General features: G+C 73.6%; 15 protein-coding genes. 7 read left to right on the top strand and 8 right to left on the bottom strand.

Features of this window, described 5'->3' with window-relative positions:
* Positions 1–48: 48 nt before the first annotated feature.
* The 6 genes from IE308_RS35485 to IE308_RS35460 form a co-directional block, all read right to left on the bottom strand.
* Positions 49–1,053 (bottom strand): proline racemase family protein, encoded by a 1,005-nt coding sequence (locus IE308_RS35485; protein ID WP_190221033.1) that lies wholly within the window; start codon positions 1,051–1,053, stop codon positions 49–51.
* Positions 1,053–1,997, bottom strand: a complete 945-nt coding sequence (locus tag IE308_RS35480) for a dihydrodipicolinate synthase family protein (protein ID WP_190221032.1) — start codon at positions 1,995–1,997, stop codon at positions 1,053–1,055. The genes IE308_RS35485 and IE308_RS35480 overlap by 1 nt, the downstream gene beginning before the upstream one ends.
* Complete coding sequence (locus IE308_RS35475) at positions 1,994–3,406, bottom strand: NAD(P)/FAD-dependent oxidoreductase (protein WP_190221031.1); 1,413 nt, start codon at positions 3,404–3,406, stop codon at positions 1,994–1,996. The genes IE308_RS35480 and IE308_RS35475 overlap by 4 nt, the downstream gene beginning before the upstream one ends.
* Positions 3,390–3,701, bottom strand: a complete 312-nt coding sequence (locus tag IE308_RS35470; RefSeq protein ID WP_190221030.1) for a (2Fe-2S)-binding protein — start codon at positions 3,699–3,701, stop codon at positions 3,390–3,392. The genes IE308_RS35475 and IE308_RS35470 overlap by 17 nt, the downstream gene beginning before the upstream one ends.
* Positions 3,698–4,930, bottom strand: a complete 1,233-nt coding sequence (locus IE308_RS35465) for an NAD(P)/FAD-dependent oxidoreductase (RefSeq protein WP_190221145.1) — start codon at positions 4,928–4,930, stop codon at positions 3,698–3,700. The genes IE308_RS35470 and IE308_RS35465 overlap by 4 nt, the downstream gene beginning before the upstream one ends.
* Before the next feature lie 68 nt (positions 4,931–4,998).
* Entirely contained in the window at positions 4,999–7,320 is a 2,322-nt protein-coding gene (locus IE308_RS35460; protein ID WP_373314676.1) for a collagenase, read from the bottom strand.
* Between the two features lie 150 nt (positions 7,321–7,470).
* Between IE308_RS35460 and IE308_RS35455 the strand changes: the two genes are divergently transcribed.
* The 6 genes from IE308_RS35455 to IE308_RS35430 all read left to right on the top strand — a co-directional run bounded on the left by IE308_RS35455 (position 7,471) and on the right by IE308_RS35430 (position 13,281).
* Positions 7,471–8,871 (top strand): aminopeptidase P family protein, encoded by a 1,401-nt coding sequence (locus IE308_RS35455; protein WP_190221028.1) that lies wholly within the window; start codon positions 7,471–7,473, stop codon positions 8,869–8,871.
* Between the two features lie 89 nt (positions 8,872–8,960).
* Entirely contained in the window at positions 8,961–9,437 is a 477-nt protein-coding gene (locus IE308_RS35450) for a carboxymuconolactone decarboxylase family protein (protein WP_110627792.1), read from the top strand.
* 92 nt (positions 9,438–9,529) lie between these two features.
* The gene (locus IE308_RS35445; RefSeq protein WP_190221027.1) at positions 9,530–9,982 is read left to right on the top strand and encodes a VOC family protein; all 453 of its coding nucleotides are present in this window, start codon (positions 9,530–9,532) and stop codon (positions 9,980–9,982) included.
* Positions 9,983–10,092: 110 nt separating this feature from the next.
* Entirely contained in the window at positions 10,093–10,983 is an 891-nt protein-coding gene (locus IE308_RS35440) for an alkaline phosphatase family protein (RefSeq protein ID WP_190221026.1), read from the top strand.
* 1 nt (position 10,984) lies between these two features.
* The gene (locus IE308_RS35435) at positions 10,985–12,265 is read left to right on the top strand and encodes an MFS transporter (protein WP_190221025.1); all 1,281 of its coding nucleotides are present in this window, start codon (positions 10,985–10,987) and stop codon (positions 12,263–12,265) included.
* Positions 12,262–13,281 (top strand): TolB family protein, encoded by a 1,020-nt coding sequence (locus tag IE308_RS35430; protein ID WP_190221024.1) that lies wholly within the window; start codon positions 12,262–12,264, stop codon positions 13,279–13,281. Before IE308_RS35435 ends, IE308_RS35430 begins: the two co-directional genes overlap by 4 nt.
* 6 nt (positions 13,282–13,287) lie before the next feature.
* Here the strand turns inward: IE308_RS35430 and IE308_RS35425 are convergent, their stop codons facing one another.
* Positions 13,288–13,530 carry a hypothetical protein gene (locus IE308_RS35425; protein WP_190221023.1) on the bottom strand — a complete coding sequence of 81 codons (243 nt, stop codon included), beginning with the start codon at positions 13,528–13,530 and terminating at the stop codon, positions 13,288–13,290.
* A gap of 245 nt (positions 13,531–13,775) precedes the next feature.
* Between IE308_RS35425 and IE308_RS35420 the strand changes: the two genes are divergently transcribed.
* Positions 13,776–14,852, top strand: coding sequence for a hypothetical protein (locus IE308_RS35420; RefSeq protein ID WP_190221022.1), 1,077 nt, complete (start codon positions 13,776–13,778; stop codon positions 14,850–14,852).
* A gap of 24 nt (positions 14,853–14,876) precedes the next feature.
* Here the strand turns inward: IE308_RS35420 and glnA2 are convergent, their stop codons facing one another.
* Complete coding sequence (gene glnA2, locus IE308_RS35415) at positions 14,877–16,238, bottom strand: gamma-glutamylpolyamine synthetase GlnA2 (protein WP_110627799.1); 1,362 nt, start codon at positions 16,236–16,238, stop codon at positions 14,877–14,879.
* Positions 16,239–16,355 lie beyond the last annotated feature (117 nt).

The raw sequence follows: 16,355 nt of genomic DNA, 5'->3' as shown, positions 1-16,355 counted from the left end.
CTCGGTACGGGTCTCGCGGGCTCTCGGGCTCTCGGGCTCTCGGGCACCTCAGAGTAGGAAACCCGCCGGGAAAGGATCCTCCGGGTCCAGGAAGTACTGCGCGGTCCCCGTGATCCAGGCCCGCCCGGTGACCGCCGGCACCACCGCCGGCACACCCCCGACCGCCGCGTCGCCGATCAACCGCCCCACGAACCGCGTACCGATGAACGACTCGTTCACGAAGTCCGCCCCGAGCGGCAGCTCACCGCGCGCGTGCAGCTGCGCCATCCGCGCCGACGTCCCCGTGCCGCACGGCGACCGGTCGAACCACCCGGGGTGGATCGCCATGGCGTGCCGGGAGTGCTTGGCGTCGGAGCCGGGCGCGATCAGGTACACGTGCTTGAGCCCGGCGATGTCCGGGTTCTCCGGGTGGACGGGCCGGTCGGCCCCGCCGTTCACCGCGTCCATGATGGCAAGCCCGGCCGCCAGCAGCTCCCCCTTGCGCTCCCGCTCGTACGGCAGCCCGAGCGCGTCCAGTTCCACGAAGGCGTAGAAATTCCCGCCGTAGGCGAGGTCGTAGGCGACGGTGCCGTACCCCGGCACCTCCACCGTCCGCCCCAGCCCGGCGCAGTACGCCGGCACGTTCGTCAGCGTGACCGACTCGGCCACGCCGTCCGCGACCCGGACGTCCACCGAGACCAGCCCGGCCGGGGTGTCCAGACGTACCGTGGTGACCGGTTCGACGACGGGCACCATCCCGGTCTCCACGAGCACGGTGGCGACGCCGATCGTGCCGTGCCCGCACATCGGCAGCGCGCCGGACACCTCGATGAACAGGACGCCCCAGTCGGCGTCGGGCCGGGTCGGCGGCTGGAGGATCGCGCCGCTCATGGCGGCGTGGCCGCGCGGCTCGTACATCAACAGGGTGCGGACGTGGTCGAGATGCTCGACCAGGTACCGCCGGCGCTCGGCCATAGTCGCCCCGGGCAGCACCCCGACTCCTCCGGTGACGACCCGCGTGGGCATGCCCTCGGTGTGCGAGTCGACAGCGTGGTAGACGTGCCGGGTCCGCATTACCGCACCTCCCCCGAGAGACCCGAGAGGCCGGAAGCCTCACCGAACCCCTCCGCCAGCACCTTCTCCGTGGCGGCGCGCACAGCCGCCGCCTCCGCCTCCCCCAGCGGGCCCCGCGGCGGCCGGGTGGGTCCGCCGGGCAGCCCGGCGAGGTCCATGGACAACTTGATGGCCTGCACGAACTCGGTCTTCGAGTCCCAGCGCAGCAGCGGGTGCAGCGCCCGGTACAGCGGCAGCGCCCGCTCCAGGTCGCGGGCGACCGCAGCCCGGTAGAGGTCCACGCACGCGTGCGGGAGCGCGTTGGGGTAGCCGGCGATCCAGCCGACGGCCCCGGCGAGGGCGAGTTCCAGCAGCACGTCGTCGGCGCCGATCAACAGGTCGAGCTCGGGCGCGAGTTCGGCGATCTCATAGGCGCGGCGGACGTCGCCGCTGAACTCCTTGACGGCGACGATGTGCCCGTCGCCGTGCAGCCGGGCGAGCAGCTCCGGCGTGAGGTCGACCTTGGTGTCGTACGGGTTGTTGTACGCGACGACCGGCAGGCCGGCCCGCGCCACCTCGGCGTAGTGGGCCCGTACCGCCCTCTCGTCGGCCCGGTAGGCGTTGGGCGGCAGCAGCAGCACGGACCCGCAGCCGGCCTCGGCGGCCTGCTCGGCCCAGCGGCGGGCCTCGGCGCCGCCGTACGCGGACACGCCGGGCATGACGCGGGCGCCGTCGCCTGCGGCCTCGACGGCGACGCGCACGACGCGGGCGCGTTCGTCGTCGGTGAGGGTCTGGTACTCGCCGAGGGAGCCGTTGGGGACGACGCCGTCGCAGCCGGCGTCGACGAGGCGGGCGACGTGGGCGGCGTAGGCGTCGTAGTCGACGCCGAGGTCGGGGCGCAGCGGCAGGGCGGTGGCGACCATGACGCCGTGCCAGGGGCGGGGGCGGGTGTCGGGAACGGTCATGCTCGGAACTCCTCGGCTTCGGGCGGCAGTTGGGCGAGGGGGCGCAGCGGTACGGGACAGGACAGCGGCCGGCTCTCCACGGCGGCGGCCCCCTCTCCCCCGGCGAGCCGGGCGACGGCCTGGCCGCACATGCGGCCCTGGCACCAGCCCATGCCGGCGCGGGTGAGCAGCTTGACGGTGCGGGTGTCGTGGGCGCCGTACCCGGCGACCGCCTCCCGGACGCGTCCGGCGGTGACCTCCTCGCAGCGGCACACCTCGGTGGCGTCGTCGAGCCAGTCGGCCCAGCCGGGGCCGGGCCGGTGGGCGGCGGCCATGGCGTCGGCGAAGGCGCGCAGCCGGGTCCGGCGGCGGGTGAGGGCGGCGTGGCGGCGCGGGTCGGCCGGGACGTCGTGCAGGGTGCGGGCGACGGCGTCGGCGGCGATCTCGCCCTCGGTGAGCGCGAGGTCGGCGCCGCCGATGCCGCAGGACTCGCCGGCGGCCCAGATGCCCGGCACGGTGGTCGCCTGGTCGGCGTCGACGACGAGGGCGTGGGTGTCGTCGGCGGTGCGGCGGGTGGCGCAGCCGAGGCCGACGGCGAGGTCGAGCTGCGGGACGAGGCCGTGGCCGACGGCGAGCGCGTCGCAGGGCACGCGGCGGCCGGTGCCGGGCACGGGCCGCCAGTGGTCGTCGAGGCGGGTGACGGTGACGGCCTCGACGCGGGCGGTGCCGTGGGCGGCGGTGACGGCGTGCCGGGTGAGCAGCCGGGTGGAGCGGCGCAGGAGACCGCCGCCGTAGCGGGCGCCCTCGGCGAGTTTGGCGGGGGTGCGCAGCACGGCCGGCAGGCTGCGGCCGTACGCGCGGTAGTCGGCGGCCTCGACGACGGCGGGGACGCGGGCCCCGGCGGCGGCGAGCGACGCGGCGACGGCGAGCAGGAGCGGGCCGCTGCCGGCGACGACGACCCGCCGGCCGGGCAGCACGAGCCCGGACTTGAGCATGGCCTGGGCGCCGCCCGCGCCGACGACTCCGGGCAGGGTCCAGCCGGGGAAGGGGAGCTGGCGCTCGTAGGCGCCGGTGGCGAGGAGGACGGCACGGGCGCGGACCGTGGCGGGCGTCTCGTCGGGGCCGACGACGGCGTGCAGCAGCCAGCAGCCGTCCCCGCGGGCGACGGTCCACACGTGGTGGCGGGGCAGGTACGTCACACCACCCGTCTCCAGTTGCCGCAGCCGCCGGGCGAAGTGCCGCCAGCCGTGGTGCAGGGCCTCGGGCCGAGCGGCGCGCAGGCCGGGGGCGGGGTACCGGTGGAACTGGCCGCCGGGCCGCTCCCCCGCGTCCAGCAGCGCCACGCTCAGCCCGAGGCCGGCGGCGCGGACGGCGGCGGCGAGGCCGGCCGGTCCGGCGCCGACGACGGCGAGGTCAACGGGTGGCGTCATGCCCGGTCCCCTCCTGCACGGTGACGACGTCCCCGGGCTGCACGGCGACCAGGCAGGCGCGCTGGTTGGGGCGGCCGTTGACGGTGGCGAGGCAGTCGTGGCAGACGCCGATCCCGCAGAACACCCCGCGCGGGGCGCCGCCGCCGCGGGTGGTGCGCCAGGACATGATCCCGGCGGCCCACAGCGCGGCGGCCAGGGTCTGGCCGGGCAGGGCGGTGAGGATGCGTCCGTCGAAGGTGAAGGTGTACGGCGCTGCCGGCGCGGCGCGCACCAGGCCGAGCGGGGTCTGGCTCATGTGCGGGCTCCTGGGGAGGGCGGGGGGCCGTCGGGACGGTCGAAGGGGTCGGAGAAGTCGTCGGCGGGGCCCCGGCTGTCGAATCGCTCAGGCCGGAACGGCCAGGCCCCGACCGGCGGTTCGTCCCCGGTCAGGGCCGCTGTCACCAGCAGTCCCGTGGCCGGGGCGAGGCCGATGCCGGCGCCTTCGTGGCCGCAGGCGTGGTGGAGGCCGGGGACGCGGGGGTCGGGCCCGATCGCGGGCAGGTGGTCGGGCAGATAGGGGCGGAAGCCGCAGTACGTGCGGATCGCGTGGACGTCGGCGAGGCGGGGGAAGAGGGCGGTGGCCTGGCCGGCGAGGCGGCGCAGGGCCTCGGTGGACAGGGTGCGGTCGAAGCCGACGCGTTCGCGGGTGGCGCCGATGAGGACGGGTCCGGCGGGGGTGCCCTCGACGACGGCGGAGGACTGGAGAGCGGCGGAGTCGCTGGCGACGTCCGCGATGTAGTCGGCGGCGTACACCTTGTGCCGGATCAGTCCGGGCGGCAGGGGTTCGGTGACGAGGACGAAGCCGCGCCGCGGCAGGACCGGCAGGCGGGTGCCGGCCAGGGCGGCGAGCCGGCCGCCCCAGGTGCCGGTGGCGTTGACGACGGCGGGGGCGTGCAGCTCGCCGCGCGGGGTGCGCACGCCGCGGACGGCGCCGTGCGGGCCGGTGAGGACGGCGGTGACCTCCTCGCCGAGCCGGACGAGGGCGCCGCGGCTCCGGGCGGCGCGCAGCAGGGCGGCGGCGGCCCGGGCGGGCTGGACCTGGGCGTCCTGCGGGTAGTGGAAGCCGCCGGCGAGTCCCTTGGTCAACTCCGGTTCGAGGTGGGCCAGTTCGTGCTCGTCGACTTCCCGCGCCTCGACTCCGGCGGCGCATTGTCCGGCCGCGAAGGCGCGGAGCGCGGTCAGGGCGGTCTCGTCGGGGGCGAGGACGAGGCCGCCCTTGGGTTCGTACTCGACGGCGTCCTCGGGCGGGAGGGCCGCGGCCAGTTCCCGCCACAACCGCGTGGACAGCAGGGCGAGTTCGAGTTCGGGTCCCGGCTCCTTGTCGGAGACGAGGAGGTTTCCCTCGCCGGCTCCGGTGGTGCCGCCGGCGACGGGGCCGCGGTCGACGACCGCGACGGAGAGGCCGGCGCGGGTGGCGTAGTACGCGCACGCCGCGCCGACCACTCCGGCGCCGACGATCACGGCGTCGAGAGAGGGTGCGGACATCTTCGTGGGCACGTCAGTAATATTTCACATGGCACTGTGCCTCACAAGAGCCCGTGCCCGCGTCCCGGTCACCGCCGCAGCGGCCCCTCGCAGGTGTAGTCGGCCGTCCCGCCCGTGCGGTCGGACCAGATCGTCACCTCCCCGAAGGAGCAGGTCATGTCGGCGAGGTTGGGCGAGGCGGGCGCGGCCCGGTCGAGCAGGTAGGCGTCGACGGTCTCCGTCATGTCCCGGAACACCAGGTCGGCGCTGCCCGCGTCGGTGAGCCGGGCGGTGATGCGACCGGTGCACGCGAAGCGGGGCATGCCGGGGTCGCCGTCGGCCGCGCACGCGGGGTCGGCGGAGGTGGCGGCGGCGAAGGCGGAGCGCACGGCGTCGGCGGTGGCCTCGCGCAGCCCGTCGTTCGGGGTGAAGGACGTGCGGGGCACGTACAGGTCGGTGACGCGGGCGATCTGCCGGTCCAGGAAGGCGTCGTAGCCCTGCTGGAGGGCGGCGTCGCGGCCCGCGCGGTCCCGCCAGGCGTCGAAGGCGGCGGGGTCGTCCGCCCGCAGGTAGCGGTACATCTCCCGCAGCAGGGAGGGGTGTTCGGTCCAGAGGTAATCGAAGAACGTGCCGGCGTAGTCGTAGAAGCGGAAGCCGTCGCCGTCGTAGGTGGCGTGCAGGAGCCGGTCGACGGTCATGCGCGGTCCGCCGTTGGCGGTGTCCCGGATGATCCCCTCCACCAGGGATCTGCGGACGGCGACGCCGTCGGCGCGGGTGGAGCCGGCGAAGAACTCCGCGGTGCCCTCGTCCATGGCGGTGGTGCGGTCGCCCTGGTACCAGGGGCCCTCGCCGAAGTAACCGGGCACGGCCCAGCGGCCGTTGAGGTAGTGCACGTACTCGTGGCGGAACAGCTCCTCCAGCGTCAGCCGGGAGTCCTGCGGGACGCGCCGCTGGTAGGTGTAGAAGGTGGCGCCGCGCTCGATGTAGATGCCGCCGTTGTTCGTGCCCATGCCGGTGAGCAGCGGGTGGTAGTTCTCGTAGTCGGCGCGGGAGGCGTACAGCACGACGGTGAGCACGGTGTTGGTGTCGCCGGCCAGGGGTGCCCGGGCGCCGAGGACGCGGTGGAACTGCGCCTTGACCTGCTTGCTCGCGTAGTAGAGCTGGTCGACGGTGGCGCGGTCGAGGGCGGTGCGGACGGTGAGGGCGCCGTTGTCGTAGCGGTAGGTCTGCGGGAACAGCTGCCGCTCGATGTCGTCCGCGCAGACGGCGTACGGCGCGCAGGCCTCGTAGTGGATCAGCCAGGAGACGACCTTGGCCCAGGGGGCGCTGCCCCGGCCCCAGTCGTCCGTAACCGGGGCGAGGAGGGCGCCGAGGTCGGCGACGATCCGGCCGCGCAGGGAGGCGACGGTGCCGAAGCGGGCGTACTCGGACAGGGCGTCGCGGACGGCCCACTCGTTGGGCGTGCCCTTGAGGTGGGTGTACTCGGCGAAGCGGCGGAAGGCGTCGCGGTAGGCGTCGTTGCGGGCGGCGAGGGTGCGGAAGGCGGTGTCGTGGTTGCCCTCGTACAAGCCGAGGTAGTTGACGCTGAGCGCGGCGAGCGCGGCGCCGCCCCAGGACGGGTCGGCGTAGGTGCTCGTGTGGTGGCGGTCGAGGGTGGCCAGCACCTTGCGGATCAGGTCGAGCTGGGACTGGCGCAGGCCGGGCGCGCTGCCGGTGTACAGGGCCTCGCGGAGGGTCTCGGCGTTGGCGCGGGTGGCGTCGAAGGTGCGGGGCGCGGTGCCGAAGTAGTACACGGCGCGGCGCACGGCCTCCAGGGTGGGCGCGTCGCTGATGTCGACCTCGTCGCGCGCGAAGTCGTGGTAGGCGACGGCGTGCAGGTAGGTGAACATCTCCAGTAGGTGGCTGGAGTCGCGGCCGTCGTGGCGGGCGGCGAGCGCGGTGGCGCGGCGGGCGACGGCCTGCACGTGGGCGTCGTCCATGACGGGCGCGAGGCGCGCGTCCCAGGTCCACAGGATGTCGCGCAGGCAACCGTCGGCGGTGACGTCCGGGGCGGCCAGGAAGTCGGCGAACGGCTCGGGGGCGAGACCGGTGACGCCATCGAGGGTGCAGGGGGCGACGGCTGTCCGCGGGGCGGCGGCCGTGCGGGCACCGGCGGTCCGCGGGGCGGCGGCGCCGGGGACGCGGCCGTCGGCGCGGTGTGCGCCGGGGGCCTGGGCGGTGGGGGCGACGCGGGCCGGCGCCTTGCCCAAGTGGTCGACGTCGTCGCCCGGTTGGCGGCCGGCGGGGACGGAGAGGGCAGGACCGAGGCCGTTGCCGACGGCGTGCGCGGCGGACGGGCCCGACGCGCCGAGCAGGGTCGCGGTCGCGGTGATGACCGCCGCGGCGAGCAGGGCGGTGCGTTGATGAAACACCAGCGGCTCCTCGTGTGGGGAGTGGCTCGACCAGGGCACGGACCGACAGCGATCAGCTTGATGCGTCCATGCCACTGTCATGTGAGCTGTAACATAGTAATGTGAAATTGCACTGACAACCCCTCAGGAGTCCTCGCTTCAGGAGCCGTCATGTCCGACACCGCCCCGCCCCTGCGCACCGGCAGCCACGACCTGTCCGTGTCCACGGAGTTGGCCCGTTTCATGGGCCGCGACTGGGCGCCGACACCGCTGCCGCAGGACGCCCGCGTCGCCGCCCGCGCGGTCACCCCGGCCCGCCGGGCCCGGCTGTCGGCGCGGTTCCCCGGCGAGCGACTGGTGATCCCCGCCGGCGAGTTGAAGGTCCGCTCCAACGACTGCGACCACCGCTTCCGGCCGTACAGCGCCTACGCCTGGCTGACCGGCCTCACCGGCGAGGACCAGCCCGGCCACGTCCTGGTCCTGGAGCCGTCGGGCCCGCACGACCACGAGGCGGTGCTGTACATACGCCCCCGCTCGCCGCGCACCGGCCGGGCCGAGCGGCCCGCCGACGCCTTCTACCGGGACCGCCGCCACGGCGAGTTCTGGGTCGGCCGCCGCCCCGACCTGGCCGAGACCGAGCGCCTGACCGGTATCCGCTGCGCCGACCTCGACGAGCCGGGCGGCACCCTGCCGCCGGGCCGCGAACCGTCCACGGACCCCGAACTGGCCGCCGTACTGTCGGAGTTGCGCCTCATCAAGGACGACTGGGAGATCGACCAGCTGCAGCAGGCCGTCGACCACACGACGGCCGGCTTCGAGGACGTCGTACGGTCCCTGCCGCGCGCCCTCGCCCACCCGCGCGGCGAACGCTGGATCGAGGGCGTCTTCGGGCTGCGCGCCCGCGCCGAGGGCAACGGCCTCGGGTACGAGACGATCGCGGCGTCCGGCGCCCACGCGTGCGTGCTGCACTGGACCCGCAACGACGGCGCGCTGAACCCGGCCGACCTGCTGCTGCTCGACGCGGGCGTGGAGACCGACACCCTCTACACCGCCGACATCACGCGCACGCTCCCCCTCTCCGGCCGCTTCTCCCCCGTCCAGCGCCAGGTGTACGAGCTGGTCCTCGCCGCGCAGGAGGCCGGTATCGCGGCGCTGCGGCCCGGCGCGCTCTTCCGCGACTTCCACCGGGCCGCGATGCGGGTCATCGCGGAGGGGCTGGCCGAGTGGGGCGTCCTGAAGGACGCCGAGGGCGATCTGCACCGGCGCTACACCCTGTGCAGCAGCGGGCACATGCTCGGCCTGGACGTGCACGACTGCGCCCAGGCGCGGGCCGGCGCCTATCTGGACGGCGTCCTGGAGGAGGGCCAGGTGCTCACCGTCGAACCCGGCCTCTACCTCCAGCCCGACGACCTCACCCTGCCGCCCGAGCTGCGCGGCATCGGCGTGCGGATCGAGGACGACCTGGTCGTCACCTCCGACGGCGCACGGCTGCTGTCCTCGGCGCTGCCGCGCACACCGGACGCGGTGGAGGAGTGGATGGGGACGCTCCTCGACAGCACCACCACACAGTGACCCAGGTCACATCGCTCGGCCGTCACATCGCGTCGGGTTCCTCCGTCACACCGGCGTACCCACTCGCACGACGACGGAGGAACACCGCGATGGACGCCCGACTGAACCTGCACGAGAACGCGATCGCCGCCAAGTTCTTCAAGCGCCTCAACGCCGCCGCGGCGGTGGTCGCCGAGGCCGGCCTGCCGGAGCGCACCGGGAACCTGGTGGTGCTCCGCGCCAGCCAGATCAACGGCTGCGGTTTCTGCACCGACATGCACACCAAGGACGCGCTCGCGGCCGGCGAGGACTCCACCCGCCTCGCCCTGGTCGCGGCCTGGCGGGAGGCGACGCTGTTCACCGACGCCGAGCGCGCGGCCCTGGAGCTGACCGAGGAGGCCACCCGGATCGCCGACGCGGCGGGCGGGGTGTCCGACGAGGTCTGGGAGCGGGCCGCCCGGCACTACGACGAGGACCAGCTGGTGGCGCTGATCTGCCTGATCGGCGTGATCAACGCCTACAACCGGGCGAACGTCGTCGTGCGCACACCGGCCGGCTGGTACGAGCCGGGCATGTTCGCGGCGTAGATCCACGCGGCCGGCAGGCCGATGCGGTGGCGCCGGGCCCGGTTTTCCGCTTCGGTGAAGGGGACCACCACGAGCCTCCAGGAGGCGGAACGATGGACTTCACCCTCGAAGTGATCCCCCTGCCGGTGAGCGACATCGACCGGGCCCGGGACTTCTACCGCGACAAGGTCGGCTTCCACGTCGACATCGACACGGAGGTCATGCCGGGGATGCGGATCGTCCAGCTGACGCCCCCGGGCTCCGGCTGTTCGATCGCGCTCGGCGACAGCATCTGGGAGATGGCCGGCGGCCCGCGCCCGGCCCCCGGCTCCTACCAGGGCCTCCAGCTGTGCGTGGCCGACATCAAGGCCGCCCACGCGGAGCTGACCGAGCGGGGCCTGGACGTCTCCGAGCCGGTGAGTTACGCCCCGGACGACGGCGCCACCTTCCTGTACTTCAAGGACCCCGACGGCAACGGCTGGGCGGTCCAGGAGTACCGCAGGCGCGCCACGGAGCCGCTGCACCGGGTGCTGGCCGAGCTGGCGGCTCGGCAGGGGCAGGGCTAGGGATTCACCGGGAGTTCACCCCCCGGGCCGGGCGGCGTGGGGCGGCGGAATGTTGGCGTGAGCATGCTACGTGCGCACCGCCGCTCCCCCGCCCCTCACCGGAGGTTGATGTGTCCGGCAGTTCCGTGTACCGCCGCAGCCGTGCCGCGCTGGCGTCCGCGTTCGCCCTCGCGGCCGCCGCCGTGGGCCTGTGGACCGGTCTCGGCGGTTCCTCTCCCGCCCAGGCGGCGACCGGGGTGCCGACCCCGGACCACGTCGTCGTCGTGGTCTTCGAGAACCACGCCTACAGCCAGGTCATCGGCTCCTCCAGCGCCCCGTACATCAACTCGCTGAAGTCCGGCGGCGCCAGCCTGACCCAGTCGTACGCCGAGACCCACCCGAGCCAGCCGAACTACTTCGCGCTGTTCTCCGGCTCCACCCAGGGCATCACCGACGACAGCTGCTACACGCCGGGCTTCTCCTCCGCCCGCAACCTCGCCTCCGAACTGCTCGCGGCCGGGAAGACCTGGGCGAGCTACAACGAGTCGCTGCCCGGCCAGGGTTCGACGACGTGCAGCAGCGGTACGTACGCCCGCAAGCACAACCCGTGGTTCGGCTTCGGCAACGTGCCGACCTCGTCGGCGTACACGTTCGCCCAGTTCCCCACCGACTACACCAAGCTGCCGGACGTCTCCTTCGTCGTCCCGAACCTGTGCAGCGACATGCACGACTGCTCGGTGTCCACCGGGGACACGTGGCTGAAGAACAACCTCGGCGCGTACGCCACCTGGGCCAGGACCCACAACAGCCTGCTCGTCGTCACCTTCGACGAGGACAACCGGCTCTCCGGCAACCGCATCCCGACCGTGTTCTACGGCCAGCCGGTCACCGCGGGCGCGTCCTCCTCGACGACGTACAACCACTACGACCTGCTGCGCACCCTGGAGGACATGAAGGGGCTCGCGACCCACGCGGGCAACGCGGCCTCCGCCCAGGACATCACCGGCATCTGGGCGTCCTGAGATGTACGTAGCGGACAGCCGCGCGGCCGGGACCCCGGCGCCGGCGTCCGCGGACGGCGCCGTCCGGCACCCCGCCGGGCGGCGCCGCGCCGCGGTCGCGCCCACGGTCCTCGCGCTCGGCACGGTCAGCCTGATCACCGACGTGTCCTCGGAGATGGTGACGGCGGTCCTCCCGCTGTACCTGGTGGCGGGGCTCGGTTTGTCCCCGCTGGGCTTCGGCCTCCTGGACGGCGTCTACAACGGCTTCTCCGCCGTCGTACGCCTGGCCGGGGGCCATCTGGCCGACCGGGGCGGCGGCCGGCACAAATGGGTCGCGGGGCTCGGCTACGGCGTCTCCGCGCTGTGCAAGCCGCTGCTGCTGCTCGCGCACACCCTCACCCCCATCGGCCTGATCCTCGCCGCCGACCGCACCGGCAAGGGCCTGCGCACCGCCCCGCGCGACGCGCTGATCTCCCTGTCGTCGCCGCCGGAGAGCCGCGGGCGGGCGTTCGGCGTGCACCGCGCCATGGACACGGCGGGTGCGCTGCTGGGCCCGCTGGTGGCGTTCTGGATCCTGCGGGCGACGGTGGACGGCTACGACGCGGTGTTCACGGTCAGCGCGTGCGTGGCCGTGGTGGGCGTGCTGGTGCTGGTGCTGTTCGTGCCGGGCGGGAGATCCGGGGCCGTGACCGCGGCCGGCCTCCGGCGCCCCACCTTGCGGGCGGCGCTCGCGCTGCTGCGGACGCGCGACCTGCGCCGTATCACCGTCTGCGCGGTGCTGCTCGGCCTGGCCACGGTCAGCGACTCCTTCGTCTACCTGCTGCTGCAGCGCCGGATCGGCGTGCCCGACCGCTGGTTCGCGCTGCTGCCGCTGGGCACGGCGGCGGCGTTCCTGCTGCTGGCGGTGGGGGCGGGCCGGCTGGCCGACCGGCTGGGCCGGTGGCGGGTGTTCCTCGCCGGCCATGTCGCGCTGCTCGCGGCGTACGGCCTGCTGCTGACCTCGTGGCACGGTACGGCGCTGCCGTACACCGTCCTGCTGCTGCACGGCGCGTTCTACGCCGCGACCGACGGCGTGCTGATGGCGGCGGCCTCGGACCGCGTGCCCGAGGGGCTGCGCTCGACCGGCCTGGCCGTGGTGCAGACCGGGCAGGCGCTGGCCCGGTTCGCCTGCTCGCTGCTTTTCGGGGCGGCGTGGACGGTGTGGGGCGACCGTACGGCGCTGCTGGCGTCGGCGGTGGCGCTGGGCGTCTGCGCGGCCTGGTGTTCCCTGACCCTGCGTCCGGCCCGGGAGGCCGCCGTATGACGTTCCGTACCCGCGTCCTCGTCCTGGTGGCGGCCGTCGCCGGGCTCGCAGCGGTCGCGCTGGCGTCGGTGCTGCACGCGTCGGCGCGGGCGGACCGCCGTGACGAAGTCCAGCCGGGCGGGCCCCGGGTCACCGCCGGCCGGGTCACGCTCACCGCGCCCGGCCGGATGGTGTTCCGGAACATGGCGTGGGGCCCGCACCGCGACGAGCTGACCAGCGTCCCGGCGGCGGACCCGGCGGCCCCGCGCACCGCGTCCGGCGTCAAGTGCCTCCGTTTCCACGCCGCTTCGGGCACCGGTGTGTGCCTCCAGGCGGTGCACGGCCCGGTCACCGACACCTACCGGGCGGTGATCCTGGACGAGAACCTGCACGTCACCCGCCGCTACGACGTACCCGGCATCCCGTCGCGCGCCCGGGTCTCCCCCAGCGGGCACTACGCCGCCTGGACGGCGTTCGTCGGCGGCGACTCCTACGCGGGGACGGACTTCTCCACGCGGGCGGCGATCGCGGACGTCCGCACGGGCGAGCTGATCCCGTCCCTGGAGTCGTTCCGGATCCTGAAGGACGGGCGGGCCTACCGGGCGGCGGACGTGAACTTCTGGGGCGTGACGTTCGCGGCGGACGACCGCACGTTCTACGCGACGCTGGCCACGCGGGGCCGGACCCACCTGGTCCGCGGCGACCTGCGCACCCGCACGGTGACGACGCTGCGGACGAACGTGGAGTGCCCCTCCCTGTCCCCCGACGGCACCCGGATCGCCTTCAAGAAGCGCGTCCCGGGCCTGCCGGCCGACGCCCCCTGGCGCCTGTACGTCCTCGACCTGCGCACCCTGCGCGAGACCCCGCTCGCCGAGCCGCGCAGCGTGGACGACCAGGCGGTCTGGAAGGACACCCACACCCTCCTGTACGCCCTCCCCGGCGACTACGGCGCCGACCTGTACGAACTCCCGTCCGACGGCACGGGAAAGCCGCGGCGCGTCAGCACCGCGGCGGTGTCCCCTGCCTTTCTTCCCTAGAAACGGTCAGTTCTGCCCGGGCGGGGCGTGCCCGGCGGGGTTCTGGTTCTCGGAGTTCTGGGTCAGGCCGCCACCGGTGCAGCTCGGCTGCTGGCCTCCTGGCTGCTGGCCGCCGTTGTTGGTACAGCTGGTGTCCACCGGCTGTATCTTCGCGTCGGCGATGTTGGCGCCGCCCAGCGTGAGCGCGCACACGGCCGCGCCGGCTCCGATACCTGTCGCGATCCGCCGGACGGTCAGTCTGGTCGTCATCCGCTCGCCTCCAGTCCTTGCGGTGGTGCGGCAGAGCAGCAACTGTCGCATCTCTCCCCCACGCTGCGCGGGAGGGGAGATCAGGTCAAGACAAAAGGTGCAATTAGCGCCTAATTACAATTATTGGGGCGCCACTCCTGCCACTCCCACCTCTCGCGTTAGGCCCGGGCGGCTTGAACCCCGATGCTCCACAGGCCGGTTGGGGCGGCCGGGGTCTGTCAGTGCCGGGTGACAGGATCACCCGCATGGTTCTCGTACGCACTACTCCGCCGCGGCCCGTGGACGTGAGCGCGGTCTTTCCCGAACTGGCGCCGCTCGCCCGGCCCGCGATCCGGCTGCACCCCCGTCCCGGGTCGCCTTCCGTCGAAGAGAGCTCGGTCGGGGGGCCGTTGTTGTGGCCGGCCGACGAGCCGTGGCCGCACTGCGAGGCCTTCCACCTGCACCGCGACAGCGGGTTCCGCCAGTCGCCGGCCGACGTGCGGCTGCTGAGGCGCATGCGGGTCCGGTGGCACAGCGATCACGGCGGTCCCGGGACGACCCCCGAGGAGGCGGCGATCAAGGAGCGCAACGCCGCCGTGCTCGCGGAGCGACTCGGCGCCGGGCCTCCGCTGCCCGCGGACTGCCCGGTCCCCCTGCTGCCCGTGGCCCAGCTGTACGTACGCGACATACCCCTGCTGCGGCCGCCCGGGCAGGCCGATCTGCTCCAGGTCCTGTGGTGTCCCTACGACCACGATCCGGACTACAAGCCGGCGACCGCGCTGTTCTGGCGGTCCGCCGCCGCGGTCGTCGACGTCCTCGGCACCCCGCCGGAGCCGTACGAGGTGAACTACGAGGGCTATGTGCCGGATCCGTGCGTCCTGGCACCGGAAGCGATCACCGAGTACCCCCACAGCCTCGACCTGAGCCCCGAGACACGGCGGGTGCTGGAGGACCGGAGCCGGTGGCGGGCGGCCGGCGCCGACGTGGCCGACGTCGACGCGGACTACCCTCTGGAGTTCTACGACACCCATCTGGCGGACGCGCCCGGCTGGAAGGTCGGCGGCTGGCCCCCCTGGGGCCGCACCGACCCCATCCCCCGGTACTGCGAGGCCTGTGAGGCCCGGATGGTCCCGCTCCTGACCGTCGCCTCCTACGAATGGGACGGCGGCGGGGGACGCAGCTGGGCGCCGCAGGAAGACCAGGCCGCCGCCCACAGCACGGGCAACTGCTGCGGCCAGAGCCCCTCGCAGCCGACCAAGGTCGAGGTCGGCAGCACGGACAACCTGCAGATCTACGTCTGCCCGGCCTCTCCCGGACATCCGCACACCGACCTGATCCAATGAGCCACCGGCCCTGCCCGGCCCCGCCTACAGCACCGGCAGATTCTTCCGCAGCTCGAACGCGGTGACCTCCGAGCGGTACTCCTCCCACTCCTGCCTCTTGTTGCGCAGGAAGAAGTCGAAGACGTGCTCGCCGAGGGTCTCGGCGACGAGGTCGCTGCGTTCCATCAGGCTCAGGGCCTCGCCGAGGTTCTGCGGGAGGGGCTCGATGCCGAGGGCGCGGCGTTCGGCGTCGGAGAGGGCCCAGACGTCGTCCTCGGCGCCCGGCGGGAGTTCGTAGCTCTCCTCGATGCCCTTGAGGCCGGCGGCCAGCAGGACGGCGTAGGTCAGGTAGGGGTTGGCGCCGGAGTCGATGGAGCGGACCTCGACGCGGGCCGAGCCGGTCTTGCCGGGCTTGTACATGGGCACGCGGACCAGCGCCGAGCGGTTGTTGTGGCCCCAGCAGATGTAGGAGGGGGCCTCGCCGCCGGCGCCCGCGGTGCGCTCGGTGCCGCCCCAGATGCGCTTGTAGGAGTTGACCCACTGGTTGGTGACGGCGGAGATCTCCGCCGCGTGCCGCAGCAGGCCCGCGATGAAGGAGCGGCCGACCTTGGAGAGCTGGTACTCGGCGCCCGACTCGTAGAACGCGTTGCGGTCGCCCTCGAAGAGCGACAGGTGGGTGTGCATGCCGGAGCCGGGGTGCTCGGAGAACGGCTTCGGCATGAAGGTGGCCTGCACGCCCTGCTCCAGCGCCACCTGCTTCATCACCAGGCGGAACGTCATGACGTTGTCGGCGGTGGACAGCGCGTCGGCGTACCGCAGGTCGATCTCCTGCTGGCCGGGGGCGCCCTCGTGGTGGGAGAACTCCACCGAGATGCCCATCGACTCCAGCATGGTGATGGCCTGGCGGCGGAAGTCCATGCCCACGTTCTGCGGGGTGTGGTCGAAGTAGCCGGAGTTGTCGGCGGGGGTCGGCCGGGTGCCGTCGACCGGCTTGTCCTTCAGCAGGAAGAACTCGATCTCGGGGTGGGTGTAGAAGGTGAAGCCGAGGTCGGAGGCGCGGGCCAGGGCACGCTTGAGGACGTACCGCGGGTCGGCGAAGGACGGGGAGCCGTCCGGCATCAGGATGTCGCAGAACATGCGGGCGGTGCCGGGGGCCTCCGCGCGCCACGGCAGGATCTGGAAGGTGGACGGGTCCGGCTTGGCGATCATGTCGGACTCGTAGACCCGGGCGAAGCCCTCGATGGCGGAGCCGTCGAAGCCGATGCCCTCGTCGAAGGCCTGCTCCAGCTCGGCGGGGGCCACGGCGACGGACTTGAGGAAGCCCAGCACGTCCGTGAACCACAGGCGTACGAACCGGATGTCGCGCTCCTCCAACGTCCGGAGCACGAACTCCTGCTGCTTGTCCATCTTCCGCTTCCCCATCCTTGCTGGTCAGGCCGCCTGTCCCACGTCCCGCGGGCGGGCGGTCGGGCACCTGAGCATCCCACCACAACACCATTTCATGCGCGTTGCGGACCATGATCG

Origin of the sequence: Streptomyces griseosporeus (assembly GCF_014656055.1) — a bacterium.
Lineage (GTDB): Bacteria > Actinomycetota > Actinomycetes > Streptomycetales > Streptomycetaceae > Streptomyces > Streptomyces griseosporeus.
The sequence above is the reverse complement of the archived record's forward strand: the minus strand, read 5'-3'. Positions and strand labels throughout refer to the sequence as shown.

Coding starts and splice junctions, on each gene's coding strand:
- IE308_RS35470 (WP_190221030.1), bottom strand. CDS start 3,701: ATGAGCCAGACCCCGCTCGGCCTGGTGCGCGCCGCGCCGGCAGCGCCG.
- glnA2 (WP_110627799.1), bottom strand. CDS start 16,238: ATGGACAAGCAGCAGGAGTTCGTGCTCCGGACGTTGGAGGAGCGCGAC.
- IE308_RS35450 (WP_110627792.1), top strand. CDS start 8,961: ATGGACGCCCGACTGAACCTGCACGAGAACGCGATCGCCGCCAAGTTC.
- IE308_RS35425 (WP_190221023.1), bottom strand. CDS start 13,530: ATGACGACCAGACTGACCGTCCGGCGGATCGCGACAGGTATCGGAGCC.
- IE308_RS35420 (WP_190221022.1), top strand. CDS start 13,776: ATGGTTCTCGTACGCACTACTCCGCCGCGGCCCGTGGACGTGAGCGCG.
- IE308_RS35480 (WP_190221032.1), bottom strand. CDS start 1,997: ATGACCGTTCCCGACACCCGCCCCCGCCCCTGGCACGGCGTCATGGTC.
- IE308_RS35475 (WP_190221031.1), bottom strand. CDS start 3,406: ATGACGCCACCCGTTGACCTCGCCGTCGTCGGCGCCGGACCGGCCGGC.
- IE308_RS35465 (WP_190221145.1), bottom strand. CDS start 4,930: ATGTCCGCACCCTCTCTCGACGCCGTGATCGTCGGCGCCGGAGTGGTC.
- IE308_RS35485 (WP_190221033.1), bottom strand. CDS start 1,053: ATGCGGACCCGGCACGTCTACCACGCTGTCGACTCGCACACCGAGGGC.
- IE308_RS35430 (WP_190221024.1), top strand. CDS start 12,262: ATGACGTTCCGTACCCGCGTCCTCGTCCTGGTGGCGGCCGTCGCCGGG.
- IE308_RS35455 (WP_190221028.1), top strand. CDS start 7,471: ATGTCCGACACCGCCCCGCCCCTGCGCACCGGCAGCCACGACCTGTCC.
- IE308_RS35435 (WP_190221025.1), top strand. CDS start 10,985: ATGTACGTAGCGGACAGCCGCGCGGCCGGGACCCCGGCGCCGGCGTCC.
- IE308_RS35445 (WP_190221027.1), top strand. CDS start 9,530: ATGGACTTCACCCTCGAAGTGATCCCCCTGCCGGTGAGCGACATCGAC.